The following is a 15,090-nucleotide window of genomic DNA, read 5'->3' as shown; positions in this document are numbered from 1 at the left end:
CTCTGTTGTTGCAAGCCCCACTGTAGCCGCAAGACGGGGCATGCCAGGAAAACCTCAGGATATGGTGGACGCAGGCACGGCGGAATCGCCCACGCTGCAACGGTATGCATGCCAACTGGCACAACCCAGCAAAGGCCCCACCAGCAGCAGGCCCGCGCCATGCCACCACAGGGCAACCGCTACCAGCACGGTGATGATCGCGGCCCACTGCAACATGACGGCCAGGTTCAGGCCGACCACGCGCATGCTGGTGATGCAGGCCGTGAGCGCATCGCTGCCCCGGTCCAGCATGGCCGGCAGCGCCATCACCATGCTGGCGAACACTAGGGCCGCGAAGGCGCCGCCGACCAGCAGGTAAATGGCCAGGAATTCCCAGTTCTCGGGCCGCGCCACGGCCTGCAGCATGCCGGCCGTGGTCGGCATGCCGGTATCGAAGAACACGGCAAAGACCACCATGGACGCGCGCGCCCAGAGCATCTCCAGCACCAGCAGCACCATGACCAGCATGCCCATGCTGCCCATCTGCGTGTCCCAGCAGGTCAGCGAGCTGCTCAGTTGGGGCGGCAAGCCCCGCTCCAGCCTGCGGCTGGTGTCGTACAGGCCCATGGCCAGGAAGGGGCCGATGAGCAGGCAGCCGCTGGCCATGGCCATGCTGTATTCCGGGCTGGCGCGGAACACCCAGCCGATCAGCAGGGCCATGGCCCAGAAGCACAGGCCGTAGAACAGCGCCACGCCAGGCGCACGCCGCAGATCGCGCCAGCCCAGGGCCAGCCAGCGCCAGGGATCGGCCATGCGCAGCGGTTGCACCTGCAGCATGCCGGCCGGGTTGTCGGAAGCTTTCTCGGGAGCGGGGGATGCCTGCATGCCTGGACCTCCTGGATCAGCGAGTCCAAAGTTATCGCAGCCATGGCACTGCTGCCATGGCGGAAACTACCGAGGCCCGCCCAGACCCCCAGGTCTGTACCCGAGTCTGCACTCAGGCCTGGACCAGCTTGCCCGGCTGGCCGGGCAGCACCTTCCAGGCCGCATCGCGCACAGCCTGGTATTGGCGGCTGAACACGGTGTCCACGTAGATCCACTCGGCCTGGCAGGCCTGCGGCGTGGCCGTGACGATCATGTAGCCACGGCGCGAGGTATCGCAGTACTTGAGCGTGGAGATGAATTGCAGCAGCGCGCCACGCAGCTGGGCCGGGTCCTGGCCCGACAGGTATTCCTCGAAACCCGGCGAGCTGACGGACGAGGTCGCGAACTCCACGCCCACGCCCTGCCCGCTGCGGTCGCGCAGTTCGCTGGCCCAGGCATTGTGGGTGTCGCCCGCCAGCACGACCAGGTTCTTGCCCAGCCTGCGCGCTGTGGCCAGCACGGTCTCGCGTGCCACGGCATAGCCGTCCCAGGCATCGAGGTTGTACGGAATGCTGGGCTGGGCCAGGATGGCCTTTTCCGCCGCCGTCAGGCTGGCCGGGTTCGCCTGCGCCTTGGCCAGCAGCGCCGCGTAGGCCGGCAGCGAGACACCGCTGCCGGGGCTGAGTATGTCCATCAGCAAGGGCGCCGGCAGCTCCATGCGCCCCATCAGCACCTGCTGGCCCAGCACCTGCCAGGTGGCCTGCGAGGCCGCCAGCTGCTGGCCCAGCCACTGGGTCTGGGTGGCGCCCATGAGCTGGCGCGCAGGATTGGCCATGTCGGAGGTGAAGCGTGCCGCGTCCAGGCCCTGGGCGGTGAAGTAGTCGGCGTAGTCCAGTTGTCTGTCGCGGCCGATGACGCGCGTGTCCAGCATGTGCAGCGCCAGCAGGTCGCCGAAGGCGAAGCTGCGGTAGATGATCTCGGGCTGCGCGTTGCGCGTGGGCATCCACTCGTGATAGGCCTTGAGCGCGGCCACCTTGCGCAGTTCGAAATCGCCCTCGGTGGCCGGCTGGTGGTTTTCGGCGCCGTGCATCCAGGTGTCGTTGGAGATTTCGTGATCGTCCCAGACGGCAATCATGGGAGCCGCCGCATGCAGGGCCTGCAGGTCGGCATCGCTCTTGTACTGGGCATGGCGCTGGCGGTAGTCGGCCAGGCTGACGATTTCGTTGGCCGGCAGGCTCTGGCGTTGCATGGCTTCGGCCTTGCCATTGGCATAGCCTCCGCGTGCGTACTCATAGATGTAGTCGCCCAGGTGCACGGTGGCATCCAGGTCGCCCTGGCGCGCGGCATGCGCGTAGACGTTGAAGTAGCCCGCCGGGTAGTTGGCGCAGGAGAACACGGCCAGCTTGACCTGCTGCACGGCGCCCACGGGCAGGGTGCGCGTGCGGCCCGTGGCGCTGGTCATGCCCTGACAGCGAAAGCGGTAGTGGTAGCGCGTGGCCGGCTTGAGGCCCGTGGCGTCGGCCTTGAAGGTGAAGTCCTGGGTGGCGCGCGCCATGGCCTTGCCCGACACCACGATGGTCTTGAAGTCGGCGTCCGAGGCCAGCTCCCACTCCACCTCGATGTCGCTGGAATGGCCCTGGGGTGGCGTCACGCGGGTCCAGAGGATGACGCGGTCGCTCAACGGGTCGCCGCTGGCCACGCCGTGGCGGAACTCGACGGGAATGCTGCTGTCGCCATCGGAGCCGCCGCAGCCGGCCAGTGGCAGCGCCAGGGCCGATGCGCCCATGCCGCGCACGAAATGGCGGCGGCTGGCCACGATGCCGGGCCCATTGGACGCGGTTTTCGCGTGCTGCAGGATATTGGTGATGCTCTCTTTGTGCTTCATGCTGGACCAGGGCCTGGAGGCCCCCGTGGGATGGTATGAAGCCAACGAGCATCGGTGCTGCCGGTGACAGGCGCATGTCACCGGCGCCTGGCGCTCAACTATGCGAACGCAGCGGCCAGGGCCTGCTCCAGGTCGGCACGCAGGTCCTGCACGGCCTCCAGGCCGATGGCAAAGCGCACCACGGTGCCGCTGCGCAGCTGGGGCGTGGGGCAGCTGCGCATGGACGGCAGCTCATAGGGCACGACCAGGCTGATGGGGCCGCCCCAGCTGTAGCCGATCTTGAACAGGCGCAGGCTGTCGCAGAAGCGGTCCACGGCCTGCTGGCCGTGGCGCGGGTCGATGACCACGCTGAACAGGCCGGCCGCCACGCCCTCGCCGCCGCCGGCGGCTCCGCACAGGGCCTTCCAGTTCTCGTGGCCCGGAGCTCCTTCGAGCGCGGGATGCAGCACCTGGACCACGGCCGGCTGCTGCTGCAGCCAGCGCGCCAGCTCGCGCGCGGCGCGGTCCTGTGCGTGGTAGCGCAGCGCAATGCTGGGCAGCGAGCGCAGCACGGCCTCGGTGTCGTTGCCGCCCACGCCCAGGCCCAGCCGCATATGGGCCAGCTTGATGCGCATGTGCAGCGCCTGGTCGCGCGTGATGATGCTGCCCATGAGCACATCGCCACCGCCGCTGGGGTACTTGGTCAGCGCATGGACGGTGGCGTCCACGCCCAGGCTGTGCGAGCCGTCGCCCAGCAGGTCGAAGGGATTGAAGGCCAGGCCCGCACCCCAGGTGTTGTCCAGCACGGTGGTGATGCCGCGTGCGCGGCACAGGCGCACCATGGCGATGAGGTCAGGGAACTCCATGGTCACCGAGCCCGGCGCCTCCAGCCAGACCAAACGCGTCTTGGGCGTGATTTTGGCTTCGAGGTCGGCAACATCCATGGCGTCGTAGCACTGGTGGCGCACGCCGAAATGGGCCAGCTCGCCCTCGCTCAGGGTCTTGTTGGGACCGTAGGCGTTGTCGGGCAGCAGCATCTCGTCGCCGGTGCGCAGCAGGGCCAGGGAGGTGGTGGCGATGGCCGCCAGGCCGCTGGGCACCAGCAGGCATTGCAGGCCGCCTTCCAGCGCGCTCAGGCGCTCTTCCAGCAAGAACGTGGTGGGCGTGCCGTGCAGGCCGTAGGTGTAGCTGCTCTTGTCCAGCCACTGGCGGCGGCGCATGGCCGCCACGTTCTCGAAGATCACCGTCGAGGCCTTGTGCACCGGCGGCTGCGGTGCGACAAAGCCTTCGGGCGGCTGGTAGGGATGGTGGATGAGATGGGTGCTGATCTGCAGGTCGGGTGTGCTCATGCAGCGCATCTTATGCGCTGGGCCACGGCGTTCAGGCATAAAAAAACCAGGCGGACATAGCGCCTGGTTTTCATTGGGGGAGCAAAGCCGGTGGCTGCGATCAGCTGGCCTTGATCTCCAGCATGTTGCTGACGTTGTTCACGCCCTTGACGGCCTTGGCAATGTCGCCGGCGCGCATCTTGAGCGCATCGCTGGGCACCGAGCCGGTCAGCGTGACGGCGCCGGCCTTGGTGTCCACGTCGATCTTGAGCGCGGAGATATCGGGTTCCTTGATCAGGTCGGCCTTGATCTGGGCGGTGATGCCTGCATCGTCGAGCGCGGCGCCCGCCTGGCTCATGGCGTTGTTGGTGGCCGTTTCGGCCTTCATCGCGCCTTCCTCGATCTTGGTGCCGGCGCTGCTCATGGCGCTGTCGATCTTCTGGCCTGCGCTTTGCGCGGCCTGCTGGGACTGCTGGACGGCGGAGTCGAGCTTCTGGCCGGCAGTGTCTTCGGTCTTGCCGCATGCGGCGAGGCCGAAGGCCAGGGCGGACACGGCGAGGATGTGGCAGCAGCGTTGGGTGATGAAAGTCATGCGGTTACTCCTTGAATAGTTGTGAGGCGGTCAACACAGGCCTCGACTTTATTTATGGCCCTGGGACAAACCCATACGACGCCGACGCAAGCGCCTGTAGGACAAGCCCGAACATCCCGGCACCATCCAGTTAGCATGACAATAGCGGCCATGCATTCCCTGGCGCGCTGGTTTCCCTTCCTGGCATGGCCCAAACCCTCGGCAGCCGTGCTGCGCGGGGAGTTCTGGGCAGGTCTCACCGTTGGTCTGATGCTTCTGCCCCAGGGCGTGGCCTATGCGGCGCTTGCCGGCATGCCGCTGATCACCGGCATTTACGCCTCCATCGTCCCTGCCCTGGTGGCCGTGATGTTCAGCGGCTCGCCGCGCCTGGGTGTGGGGCCCACGGCCTTGAGTGCACTGCTGATCGGCGCCTCCCTCACGGGCCTGGCCGAACCCGGCTCCGCGCACTGGGTGGCCCTGGCCGCCTGGATGGCGATTCTTTCGGGCCTGGTGCAGTGGTCGCTGGGCCTGATGCGCGCCGGCTGGCTGCTCAACCTGGTGACCTCGCCCGTGCTCACGGGTTTCACACAGGCGGCAGCGCTGCTGATCCTGGCCTCGCAGTTGCCCACCCTGCTGGGACTGCGTTCGACCTGGAGCGCGGTCTGGAACACGCCTTCGCTGCAGCTTTTCGACTGGCAGTCCATCCTCTACGGCCTTGCCAGCATTGCGCTGCTGGTGCTGGCCAAGCGCTGGCGCGCGGCCTTTCCCTCGGCCATCTTCATCATTGCGCTGACCGGCGTGATCAGCTGGGCCACGGACTTTGCCGATGACGGTGGCGCCGTGGTCGGCCACCTGCCGGCAGGCCTGCCCAGCTTCCAATTGCCGGGATTGCTGAGCTGGGACGAGTTCGGCGCCCTGGTGATGCCGGTGCTGGTGATCTCGCTGGTGAGCTTTCTGGAGACGGCCTCCAGCGCCCAGGTGGAGCACCAGCAGGCCGGCACGCGCTGGAACGAGAACCAGGACCTGGTCGCCCAGGGGCTGTCCAAGATCAGTGCGGGCCTGTTCGGCAGCTTTGCCACCAGCGCCTCGTTCTCGCGCTCGGCCGTGAACCTGCTGGCCGGCGCCAAGACGGGCTGGTCCAACGTGTTCTCCATCCTGCTGGTGGTCATCGTGGTGCTGTGGTTCATCCCGGCGCTGTACCACGTGCCCAAGGCGGCGCTGGCGGCCATCGTGATCACGGCCGTGGTCAACCTGGTCAAGCCGCGCGTGCTGCTGCAGTTGTTCAAGGTGTCGCGCGTGGAGGGCAGCATTGCGCTGGCCACGCTGCTGCTGACCATCGTCACGGCGCCGCGCATGTACTGGGGCGTGTTCGCGGGCATTGTGCTGAGCCTGGGCTACTTCCTCTACCAGCGCCTGCATCCGCGCATCATCGAAGTGGGCCAGCATCCCGACGGCAGCCTGCGCGACCGCAACCTCTGGCAACTGCCGCCGCTGGCGCCGGGCCTGCTGGCCCTGCGCATGGATGCCGAGCTGGACTTCGGCTCGGCCTCGGCACTGGAGCGTCGTATCGGTGACGAATGGGCGCTGCGCCCGGAGACACACCATCTGTGCCTGCTGGCCCAGCCCATCAACCGCATCGACGTGACGGGCGTGGAGACCTTCGTGCGCCTGCAACTGCTGGCGGCCAAGCGCAGCGGCGTGCTGCATGTGGTGGGCCTGAAGCTGCCGGCCGAACAGGTGCTGCTGCGGGCGGGCGCCCTGCACCGCGGACCGCACCTGCGGCTGTACCGCACCGATGCGGAATTCCTCGCCGCCCTTGCCCTGCCGCCGTTCGTGCCTGCACCAGGATCAACATCTGTTACCTCCGATGGTGCAAAAGTCGATGCCGGCGCGGCGACAATCGAGCCTACACACTGATACACTTCACTGGCTTTTCATTCAGCCCTCCGTGACTGCCCCCGCATCCCACCAATCCGTATACCTGCGCGACCTGCGCCTGGCCACAGCCCACGCGCTGGTTACCCACGCTGGTGGGGCGGTCCATCTGCCCACGGATTCGCCGACGCGATATCTGCAGGCGCTGATCGATGAACTGTGCTCGCTGTCGCTGCGCGACCCGCTCACGGGGCTGGCCAACCGCCGCCATTTCCGCACCATTGCCGAGCGCGAGATCGACCGCGTGGCGCGGTCTGGCGAAGCGGCCCTGATGCTGATGCTGGACATCGACCATTTCAAGCAGATCAACGACCAGCACGGCCATATCGTGGGCGACCGGGTTCTGCAGTCGGTGGCCCGTACCCTGACCAATTGCGTGCGCCCCATGGACACGCTGGCCCGCTACGGAGGAGAGGAATTCGCCATCGTGCTGCCCGCCTGCCCTGCGACCTTCGGCGTCTCCGTGGCCGAACGCATACGCAGCGCCATCGAGCGCATGCCGGTCGTCATCTCACCCACGCTGACACTGCAGATCACCATCAGCATCGGCGGCGCCTATGCGCTGCAGTGGATACGCAGCACCACAACCCTGTGGACCGAGCGTGCCGACAAACAGTTGTACCTGGCCAAATCTGCCGGCCGCAACCGCGTGCACATTGAAGAACAACCTGACAGTACGGTAAGCGCGGAGGAAAAAAGCCTGCTTTTCGGACCTTTGTATGCCCCGTCCCCGTTTGACAATGGGCTGAATCCAGATATTGCAACCGATGTGGACCCCGAAGATGGACTCCGCTGATAGCCAGGTGGTAAGCGACAACGCCATTCCCCACCCCTCCCTGCCCGCTGCCGTTCCGATGAGCGATGCCGTGCGCGCCAAGCCGCGCGGACACATCATCGCCGTGACCAGCGGCAAGGGCGGCGTGGGCAAGACCTTCGTTTCGGCCAATCTGGCCGCAGCGCTCACACGCCATGGCCTCAAGGTCCTGGTGCTTGACGCCGACCTGGGTCTGGCCAACCTGGATGTGGTGCTCAACCTCTACCCCAAGGTCACGCTGCACGATGTATTCACCGGCCGTTCCTCGCTGGAGGAAGCCATCCTGCCCGCGCCCGGCGGCTACTCGGTGCTGCTGGCCGGCTCCGGGATGATCGAGTACTCGCGGCTCACGCCCGAGATCCGCCAGCAGTTCACGCACACCATCGAGACACTGGCCCCGCGCTACGACATCGTGCTGCTGGACACCGGCGCAGGCATCTCGGACGTGGTGCTGTTCTCCGTGTCCATGGCCACCGAGGTGCTGGTCATCGCCACGCCCGAGCCCACCTCGCTGACCGATGCCTATGCGGCCATCAAGGTGCTGGCCATCCAGCAAAAGCGCCAGCAGATCCGCCTGGCCATCAACCAGGCGGCACGCCCCGGAGATGGCCGCGCAATCACGGGCCAGCTGCAGCAGGTGCTCAACCGCTTTGTCAACACGGCCTCCGGCGAGCCATTGCGGCTCACGCACCTGGGCGATATTCCGTCCGACCCGGCCGTGCGCGAGGCGGTGATGCGCCGCCAGTTGCTGCTGCAGTCCATGCCCGGCGCACCGGCTTCGCTGGCAGTGGCCCAGCTGGCCAATAAAATCAAGGCCCTGCTGGTGTCGGGCGGCTGATCGGGCCGCCTCTCGCCGGCGCCCCGATCCAACCCGCGGCCTGTGCCGCACCCGCCTGCCTGCCCGTGTCCGACATCCTCAATATTTCCTGCTACAAGTTCACGCCGCTGCCCGATGCAGCGGCGCTGCGCGACACCCTGGCCGAACGCGCCCAGGCCCTGGCGCTCAAGGGCACCATCCTCCTGGCCGAGGAAGGCATCAACTTCTTCCTGGCCGGCCCCGCCCAGGCGGTGCACAGCTTCGTTGACCAGCTGCGCACCGATGAGCGCTTTGCCGACCTGGCCCCCAAGGAAAGCTGGTCCGACACCGTGCCGTTTCGCAAGATGCTGGTCAAGGTCAAGCGCGAGATCATCCGCATGGACCACCCCACCATCCGCCCGGCAGAGGGCCGCGCGCCATCGGTCAGCCCCGCCACGCTGCGCCGCTGGCTGGAACAGGGCCACGATGACGAGGGCCGCGAGGTGGTGACACTGGACACGCGCAACGACTTCGAGGTCGATGCCGGAGCCTTCAAGAACACCATCGACTGGCGCATCACCAAGTTCACCGAATTCCCGCCCGCGCTGCGCGCCCACAAGGCCGAGCTGGCCGACAAGACCGTGGTCAGCTACTGCACGGGCGGCATACGCTGCGAGAAGGCCGCCATCCTGATGCGGGACGAGGGCCTGGAGCATGTCTACCAGCTGGAAGGCGGCATCCTCAAGTACTTCGAGGAAACCGACGGCGCCTTCTATGACGGCGGCTGCTTCGTCTTTGATGAGCGCCGGGCCGTGGGTGCAGACCTGGCCATCACGCCCTTGGCTCCGGCAGAGCCGCTGGAGCCGATACAGCCCACAAGCCCGCTAGGCAAGGCTTAGGCCTTCAGTCGCAGAGCCTGCTGCGCCACGCGCTCGCCGAACACGCGCGCCGTCTCCAGGTCGCCCGGCAGCATTTCGGCGGCCGAGGCATCCGAGGCCGATTGCGCCATGGCGCCGCTGAAGGCGCCTATCCAGTTGAGGTCATTGCGCTGCGCGGCGCGCGCGTTGGACGGCAGCATGCCGCTGCCCACCCACAGGCCGCCATGCTGCATGGCCAGCTGGAACAGGTAGTCCAGCGTGGTCTGCTTGTTGCCGTTGACGCTGGCACTGTTGGTGAAGCCGGCGAACAGCTTGTCCTTCCAGGCCTGCACGAACCACGGCTTGGAAGAGGCATCGGCAAAGCGCTTGAACTGCCAGCTCGGCCCGCCCATGTAGGTGGGCGATCCAAAGATGATGGCGTCTGCCGCCGCCAGCAACTCCCAGCCACCCGCAGGCAACTGGCCGTCGCTGTCGATCGACAGCATGCGCGCGCCTGCGCCGTCTGCCACGGCCTGGGCCATGCGCTGGGTGTGTCCGTAACCCGAGTGGTAGACCACCACGATATCTGCCATACAAGAAATCCAATCCTCGGACGCCCTGCGCAGCCACAGGCCAGCCAGCGCCGCATTCATCAATCCATCCACGCCAAAGGGCCCCGCAGCGCTGCTGCGGGGCCCACTCAAGGCAGTAGCCTAACAAAAATCAGGGCATGGCCAACGCTGCCCGACCCACTCAATGGCGGCGCGCATCCACGCTCCAGCCGCCGGCACCGTGGGCGGCAAAGCCCAGCAGGCCGCCAGTCACGGCGATGTTCTTCCAGAACAGCAGCTGCTGCATCATGGCCGCGTCGGCCGGCACGCTCCAGTAGGCATGGAAGAAGAAGCTGGCCACCAGCGTGAAGAACGCCAGCACCAGGGCCGCCCAGCGCGTGCACCAGCCCAGCAGCAAGGCCAGGCCGCCGACGATCTCCACCACCAGGGCAATGGCCACGCCGATCTGCGGCATGGGCATGCCTACCGATGCGGCATAGCCCACAGTCCCGGCGAAGCCTCCGATTTTCTGAAAGCCCGCAGGCACGAACATCAGCGCGATCAGGATGCGGCCGGCCAGCGCCAGCGGGTTGCTCAGACGGTTCAACATGATGGGTACTCCTCGTGAATCTTCAGAGCGTGCTGCGCACGCTCTCAGGCTTGCAGATCGAAGACCAGGACCTCGGACTGTTCCCCGTCGTGCAGGCGCAGTCGCGGTTCATTCTCCACAAGGGCCGCATCGCCCGTTGTCAGCCGTTGCCCATTGACGCTCAGCGCGCCGCGCACCAAGTGCACATAGGTCTTGCGGCCGGCGGGCAGCTCCAGCTCGGCCTGCTCATCGCCGTCGAACAGCCCGGCATACAGCCGGGCATCGGCATGGACGCTGACCGAGCCCTCGGCGCCATCGGGCGAGGCCACCAGGCGCAGGCGGCCGCGCTTTTCATCGTCGGCAAAGGCTTTTTGCGCATAGCTGGGCGCAATGCCCGTTTCGCTGGGCAGCAGCCAGATCTGCAGGAAATGCGTGGTCTGGCCCGGCGCATGGTTGTGCTCGCTGTGGACCACGCCCGAGCCGGCGCTCATGCGCTGCACCTCGCCGGGCGAGATGGTCTGCTCGTTGCCCATGCTGTCCTTGTGCGAGAGCCGGCCTTCGAGCACGTAGCTGATGATCTCCATGTCCTTGTGGCCATGGGAGCCGAAGCCCGTGCCCGGGGCGATGTGGTCCTCGTTGATCACGCGCAGGTTGCCAAAGCCCATGTGGCGCGGATCATGGTAGCCCGCAAACGAGAAGCTGTGGTGCGAGCGCAGCCAGCCATGGTCGGCATGGCCGCGTTCCCGGGATTTGCGCAGGGCGATCATGTTTTTGTCCCTTTCCAACGTATCAGATCTTCGAAACTCTTGCGTCGATGGCTCCACTGTAGAAGCCGCTGCCGCAGGCAAGGCGCAGCAGGATTGATGGCATCATTCAAAGCTTTTGAAGCCATAACGCCCCATGCCCAGCCCCCGTGACGTGCTCACCCCCGACAGCCTGGCCATGCTCCAGGCCATTGCCGAGGCCGGCAGCTTTGCCGCCGCTGCACGCCAGCTGGGCCTGGTGCCCAGTGCCCTGACCTACCGTGTGCGCCAGATCGAAGATGCGCTGGACGTGCTGCTGTTCGACCGCCGCTCGCGCCACGCCCAGCCCACCGAGGCCGGCCGGGAGCTGCTGCGCGAGGGGGTGCGCCTGCTGCATGAGATCGACACCGTGGCGCATCGCGTGCGCCGCGTGGCCACGGGTTGGGAGCCGCACCTGACCATCGTGGTCGATGGTGCCGTGGCGCGCACGCCGATGCTGGAGCTGGTCGAGGCCTTCTACGCCATGCAGCCACCCACGCGGCTGAAGCTGCGCGACGGCATCCTCACCGGCACGCTGGAGACACTGACCTCGGGCCGGGCCGACCTGGCCATCGGCGTGGCGGTCAACTCCAGCAACGTGGCGGGCCTGCAGGCCTGCGAGCTGGGCGAGCTGGACTTTGTCTTTGCCGTGGCGCCCCACCATCCGCTGGCCACGGCGCCCGAGCCCATTACTGACGCGACGCTGCTGCAGCACCGCATCATCGCCGTGGCCGATTCAGGCCTGCGCGACAGCGCCAGCATGGGCCTGCTCAGCGGCCAGGACATCTTCACCGTGGACTCCATGCAGGCCAAGATCGAGGCCCAGGTGCGCGGCATAGGCTGCGGCTTCCTGCCCCATTTCATGGCCGATGTGTATGTGCAGGCCGGCCTGCTGGTGACGCGCCAGGTCGCCCGGCCCTCGCGCAATGTGCGCGTGCACTACGCATGGTCCGGCGCGCCGCAGCAGGTTCCGCCACGTGCGCTGCAGTGGTGGCTGCAGCAGTTGGAGAGCCCCGCCACGCGCCGCGCTCTCATGGAAAATCATCACCGACATTGAGCTGGCGCACGCCGCCGGGCGGTCTTCGCGGGTGTAGAGTGGTTACAGGTCCCGGCCTGCCACGCCACTGCGGTGCAACAGGCCGGAAAGGACATGCTTCCCGGAATCTGCCACTGCCCGCAAAGGTCTGCTCCATGAACGCTTCCCGCGCTGCCTCCAAGTCCACGGTCAAGAAAAAGGCCACCAAGCCCCCCGAAGCCTCCAAGGCGCGCCCCAAGGCCGGCGCACGCCGCATTGCCGTGATTGGCGCCGGCATGGCGGGCCTGGCCTGCGCACGCACGCTGATGCAGGCCGGCCACGATGTCCATGTCTACGAGCGGCTGCCCCAGGTGGGCGGGCGCATGCGCTCTGTCAACGCCGCGCATGGCGCCTTCGACATCGGCGCGCAGTATTTCACCGTGCGCGACAAGCGCTTCGAGCTGGCCCTGCAGACCGTGCCCGGCCTGTGCCGCCCCTGGAGCGTGAGCACGCTGCGCGTGCTGGATGCGCAGGGCCGCCAGTCCAGCGCTGCACCCGCACCCACCGAAGCCCATTGGGTGGCCACGCCCGACATGCAGGCCCTGCCGCTGGCCTGGGCCGCGCCGCTGTGGGATGCCGACCGCCTGCACCTGGGCCAGCGCGTGACCAAGCTCGAACGCCAGCCCGGATCGCATGGCTGGAGCCTGCATGTGGAGACGACCGAGCCGACCACGCAGATCCGCGCAGGCTTCGATGAAGTGATACTCGCCCTGCCCGCGCCCCAGGCGCGCCAGCTGCTGCAGACCACGCCCCTGGCCCTGTCGCTGGTGCAGGGCATGGCGGCCGTGGAAATGGCGCCCTGCTGGGCGCTGACGCTGTCCTACCCCATGGCCACCGAGGCCGGCCTGTCCACCCTGGGGCCGCAGTGGAATGCGGCCCGCACCACGCATGAGCGCGCGGTCTGGGTGGCACGAGAATCCTCCAAGCCGGGCCGCTCCCAAAGCGAACGCTGGACCGTGCTGGCCAGCCCCCAATGGTCGCAGGAGCACCGCGCCGACGACGCCCCGCGCGTGCTGGCCAAGATGCAGAAGGCCTTTGGCGAGATCACGCGCATCCGCATCCCTCCCCGCCATGCCAGCGTCTACCTCTGGCCCCATGCGCAGACCCTGTCGCCGCTGGGCCGCAGCCATTTGCGAAACAAGGATGCGGGCCTGGGCCTGTGCGGCGACTGGTGCATTGGCCGCCGCGTGGAGGATGCCTTTGTCTCGGGACTGGAAATGGCCCTGGCGTTGGTTGCAGACTGAACCAGGCCACCAGGTCCTGGCAGGGGGCGGCGCAAGGCCTTAACATCCGGCCCCGATGATTCCCGCCGCCCCTGAATCCGCCGAAACCGGCTCCGCACCCGCCCCATCCCCGTATGTCGGCCGCTTTGCGCCCTCACCCACGGGCCTGCTGCATGCCGGCTCCCTGGTGGCGGCGCTGGCCAGCTGGCTGGATGCACGCGCCCATGGCGGCCGCTGGCTGGTGCGCATCGAGGACATAGACCCTCCGCGCTGCCAGCCCGGTGCCGACACCGCCATCCTGAACCAGCTTGCCACCTGCGGCCTGCTGCCGGATGAAGAGCCCGTCTGGCAGTCCCGCCGCCACACCTTCTACGAAAGCGCACTGGAGCGGCTCAAGGCCCGCGGCCTGGCCTATCCCTGCGGCTGCACGCGCAAGGACATCGAGGCAGCCTGGGAAAACCTGGGCTGGGCCCATGAGCGCCATATGGAGCGGCCCTACCCCGGCACCTGCCGCGACGGCCTGCACGGCAAGAGCGCCCGGGCCTGGCGCTTTGCGCTGGACCGCTTCACCCGCCACGACCCCGTGCTGCACTGGCAGGACCGCCGCTTGGGCGCCCAGCAGCAGGATGTGATCCACGGCGTGGGCGACTTTGTCCTGCGCCGGGCCGACGGCCTGTGGGCCTACCAGCTCGCCGTGGTCGTCGATGACGGCCTGCAGGGCATCACCCATGTGGTGCGCGGCGCCGACCTCGCCGACAATACGCCCCGCCAGATGCTGCTGCAGCGCGCCCTGGGCATAGGTCACCCGCAGTACCTGCACACGCCTCTGGTGCTCATGCCCGACGGCGAAAAGCTTTCCAAGCAGCACGGCGCCCCTGCACTGGACCTGAGCGCCCCTGTGACCGCGCTGCGCACCGCAGCCGCCCACCTGGGACTGCCCCAGCCATCACCCCAGGCCGCATTGGGCGAAGCGCTGCAGTTCTGGGTCAGGGGCTGGCGCCATACATACAATTGAGCCCGTGAACCCAATTTCTTCCCCCCAAGCCGAGCAGTCCATGGACGGCGATACCCCGAACACCATGTCCGCTGCCCCCGGTGCGCCGCACGATTCCTCTTCGCCCTCCAAACCTGCGGCCGCCCGTACCGGCCAGCCGCCAGAGGGCGTGGCCCATCCCAAGACCATCAAGAGCTATGTGCGCCGCGCCGGCCGCACCACGACAGGCCAGGCCAAGGCCTTCGAGGAGCTGGGTCCGCGCTTCGTGCTGAACTACCAGGCCGCGCCGCTGGATGCCTCTGCCGCCTATGGCCGCCAGGCACCCCTGATCCTTGAGATCGGCTTCGGCATGGGCGAGGCCACGGCGCACATCGCGCGCGTGCGCCCCGATGACAACTTCCTGTGCTGCGAGGTGCACGAGCCCGGCGTGGGCGCCCTGCTCAAGCGCATTGGCGAGCAGGACATCTCCAACATCCGCATCCTGCAGCACGACGCCGTCGAAGTCATCGACAACATGCTGCCCGAGGCCAGCCTGGACGGCATCCACATCTTCTTCCCCGATCCCTGGCACAAGAAAAAGCACAACAAGCGCCGACTGATCCAGGAGCCTCTGGTGGCCAAGCTGGCGCGCCGGCTGCGTCCCGGTGGCTACATCCACTGCGCCACCGACTGGGAGCCCTATGCGGTGCAGATGCTGGAAGTGCTGAGCGCGGAACCCCTGCTGGCCAACACGGCCGAAGGCTATGCCGCCAAGCCCGACTACCGGCCGCTGACCAAGTTCGAGAACCGTGGCATCCGCCTGGGCCACGGCGTGTGGGATCTGGTGTTTGAGCGCCGCTGAGCCGGTCGCGCCCTCTTCCAATACAAG

The 15,090-nt window shown here is 67.4% G+C and carries 15 protein-coding genes; 8 read left to right on the top strand and 7 right to left on the bottom strand.

All coding sequences use genetic code 11. The features are described from left to right. Nucleotides 1-54: 54 nt before the first annotated feature. From IAE24_RS22830 to IAE24_RS22815, 4 genes are all read right to left on the bottom strand, one after another. Nucleotides 55-864: a DUF2189 domain-containing protein gene (locus IAE24_RS22830; protein ID WP_199960365.1), complete on the bottom strand. Its 810-nt coding sequence runs from the start codon at nucleotides 862-864 to the stop codon at nucleotides 55-57. Between the two features lie 112 nt (nucleotides 865-976). Further along, a complete protein-coding gene (locus IAE24_RS22825) occupies nucleotides 977-2,728 on the bottom strand; it encodes an alkaline phosphatase D family protein (RefSeq protein ID WP_199960366.1) in 1,752 nt (583 codons plus the stop codon). 98 nt (nucleotides 2,729-2,826) lie between these two features. Further along, nucleotides 2,827-4,056, bottom strand: a complete 1,230-nt coding sequence (locus IAE24_RS22820) for a PLP-dependent transferase (RefSeq protein ID WP_013802177.1) — start codon at nucleotides 4,054-4,056, stop codon at nucleotides 2,827-2,829. 100 nt (nucleotides 4,057-4,156) lie between these two features. Continuing rightward, the gene (locus tag IAE24_RS22815; protein ID WP_199960367.1) at nucleotides 4,157-4,627 is read right to left on the bottom strand and encodes a BON domain-containing protein; all 471 of its coding nucleotides are present in this window, start codon (nucleotides 4,625-4,627) and stop codon (nucleotides 4,157-4,159) included. A 150-nt stretch (nucleotides 4,628-4,777) separates the two neighbouring features. Between IAE24_RS22815 and IAE24_RS22810 the strand changes: the two genes are divergently transcribed. From IAE24_RS22810 to IAE24_RS22795, 4 genes are all read left to right on the top strand, one after another. After that, nucleotides 4,778-6,523, top strand: coding sequence for a SulP family inorganic anion transporter (locus IAE24_RS22810; RefSeq protein ID WP_099733472.1), 1,746 nt, complete (start codon nucleotides 4,778-4,780; stop codon nucleotides 6,521-6,523). Beyond that, nucleotides 6,474-7,337 (top strand): GGDEF domain-containing protein, encoded by an 864-nt coding sequence (locus tag IAE24_RS22805; RefSeq protein ID WP_013802174.1) that lies wholly within the window; start codon nucleotides 6,474-6,476, stop codon nucleotides 7,335-7,337. The genes IAE24_RS22810 and IAE24_RS22805 overlap by 50 nt, the downstream gene beginning before the upstream one ends. Further along, a complete protein-coding gene (locus tag IAE24_RS22800; RefSeq protein WP_013802173.1) occupies nucleotides 7,324-8,193 on the top strand; it encodes a MinD/ParA family protein in 870 nt (289 codons plus the stop codon). The genes IAE24_RS22805 and IAE24_RS22800 overlap by 14 nt, the downstream gene beginning before the upstream one ends. A 65-nt stretch (nucleotides 8,194-8,258) precedes the next feature. Further along, the gene (locus IAE24_RS22795; RefSeq protein ID WP_199960368.1) at nucleotides 8,259-9,050 is read left to right on the top strand and encodes a sulfurtransferase; all 792 of its coding nucleotides are present in this window, start codon (nucleotides 8,259-8,261) and stop codon (nucleotides 9,048-9,050) included. Here the strand turns inward: IAE24_RS22795 and IAE24_RS22790 are convergent. From IAE24_RS22790 to IAE24_RS22780, 3 genes are all read right to left on the bottom strand, one after another. Continuing rightward, entirely contained in the window at nucleotides 9,047-9,601 is a 555-nt protein-coding gene (locus tag IAE24_RS22790; RefSeq protein WP_043822976.1) for a flavodoxin family protein, read from the bottom strand. The genes IAE24_RS22795 and IAE24_RS22790 overlap by 4 nt on opposite strands. Nucleotides 9,602-9,761: 160 nt before the next feature. Continuing rightward, nucleotides 9,762-10,169, bottom strand: coding sequence for a DoxX family protein (locus IAE24_RS22785; protein ID WP_013802170.1), 408 nt, complete (start codon nucleotides 10,167-10,169; stop codon nucleotides 9,762-9,764). 44 nt (nucleotides 10,170-10,213) lie between these two features. Beyond that, nucleotides 10,214-10,915: a pirin family protein gene (locus tag IAE24_RS22780; protein WP_180319414.1), complete on the bottom strand. Its 702-nt coding sequence runs from the start codon at nucleotides 10,913-10,915 to the stop codon at nucleotides 10,214-10,216. 133 nt (nucleotides 10,916-11,048) lie between these two features. Between IAE24_RS22780 and IAE24_RS22775 the strand changes: the two genes are divergently transcribed. The 4 genes from IAE24_RS22775 to trmB all read left to right on the top strand — a co-directional run bounded on the left by IAE24_RS22775 (nucleotide 11,049) and on the right by trmB (nucleotide 15,063). Then, nucleotides 11,049-11,987, top strand: a complete 939-nt coding sequence (locus tag IAE24_RS22775) for a LysR family transcriptional regulator (protein ID WP_013802168.1) — start codon at nucleotides 11,049-11,051, stop codon at nucleotides 11,985-11,987. Between the two features lie 134 nt (nucleotides 11,988-12,121). Continuing rightward, nucleotides 12,122-13,249, top strand: coding sequence for an NAD(P)/FAD-dependent oxidoreductase (locus IAE24_RS22770; protein ID WP_063325447.1), 1,128 nt, complete (start codon nucleotides 12,122-12,124; stop codon nucleotides 13,247-13,249). A 55-nt stretch (nucleotides 13,250-13,304) separates the two neighbouring features. Next, a complete protein-coding gene (gene gluQRS / locus IAE24_RS22765) occupies nucleotides 13,305-14,243 on the top strand; it encodes a tRNA glutamyl-Q(34) synthetase GluQRS (protein ID WP_199960369.1) in 939 nt (312 codons plus the stop codon). Nucleotides 14,244-14,307: 64 nt separating this feature from the next. Next, the gene (trmB, locus tag IAE24_RS22760) at nucleotides 14,308-15,063 is read left to right on the top strand and encodes a tRNA (guanosine(46)-N7)-methyltransferase TrmB (protein ID WP_233626174.1); all 756 of its coding nucleotides are present in this window, start codon (nucleotides 14,308-14,310) and stop codon (nucleotides 15,061-15,063) included. The last annotated feature ends 27 nt before the right edge of the window (nucleotides 15,064-15,090 follow it).

Source organism: Delftia sp. S65 (genome assembly GCF_016516495.1).
Classification (GTDB): Bacteria; Pseudomonadota; Gammaproteobacteria; order Burkholderiales; family Burkholderiaceae_C; genus Comamonas; species Comamonas acidovorans.
Note: the sequence above shows the minus strand (reverse complement) of the source record. Positions and strands in the feature narration are given on the sequence as shown.

Coding starts and splice junctions, on each gene's coding strand:
- IAE24_RS22830 (WP_199960365.1), bottom strand. CDS start 864: ATGCAGGCATCCCCCGCTCCCGAGAAAGCTTCCGACAACCCGGCCGGC.
- IAE24_RS22825 (WP_199960366.1), bottom strand. CDS start 2,728: ATGAAGCACAAAGAGAGCATCACCAATATCCTGCAGCACGCGAAAACC.
- IAE24_RS22820 (WP_013802177.1), bottom strand. CDS start 4,056: ATGAGCACACCCGACCTGCAGATCAGCACCCATCTCATCCACCATCCC.
- IAE24_RS22815 (WP_199960367.1), bottom strand. CDS start 4,627: ATGACTTTCATCACCCAACGCTGCTGCCACATCCTCGCCGTGTCCGCC.
- IAE24_RS22810 (WP_099733472.1), top strand. CDS start 4,778: ATGCATTCCCTGGCGCGCTGGTTTCCCTTCCTGGCATGGCCCAAACCC.
- IAE24_RS22805 (WP_013802174.1), top strand. CDS start 6,474: ATGGTGCAAAAGTCGATGCCGGCGCGGCGACAATCGAGCCTACACACT.
- IAE24_RS22800 (WP_013802173.1), top strand. CDS start 7,324: ATGGACTCCGCTGATAGCCAGGTGGTAAGCGACAACGCCATTCCCCAC.
- IAE24_RS22790 (WP_043822976.1), bottom strand. CDS start 9,601: ATGGCAGATATCGTGGTGGTCTACCACTCGGGTTACGGACACACCCAG.
- IAE24_RS22785 (WP_013802170.1), bottom strand. CDS start 10,169: ATGTTGAACCGTCTGAGCAACCCGCTGGCGCTGGCCGGCCGCATCCTG.
- IAE24_RS22780 (WP_180319414.1), bottom strand. CDS start 10,915: ATGATCGCCCTGCGCAAATCCCGGGAACGCGGCCATGCCGACCATGGC.
- IAE24_RS22775 (WP_013802168.1), top strand. CDS start 11,049: ATGCCCAGCCCCCGTGACGTGCTCACCCCCGACAGCCTGGCCATGCTC.
- IAE24_RS22770 (WP_063325447.1), top strand. CDS start 12,122: ATGAACGCTTCCCGCGCTGCCTCCAAGTCCACGGTCAAGAAAAAGGCC.
- gluQRS (WP_199960369.1), top strand. CDS start 13,305: ATGATTCCCGCCGCCCCTGAATCCGCCGAAACCGGCTCCGCACCCGCC.
- trmB (WP_233626174.1), top strand. CDS start 14,308: ATGTCCGCTGCCCCCGGTGCGCCGCACGATTCCTCTTCGCCCTCCAAA.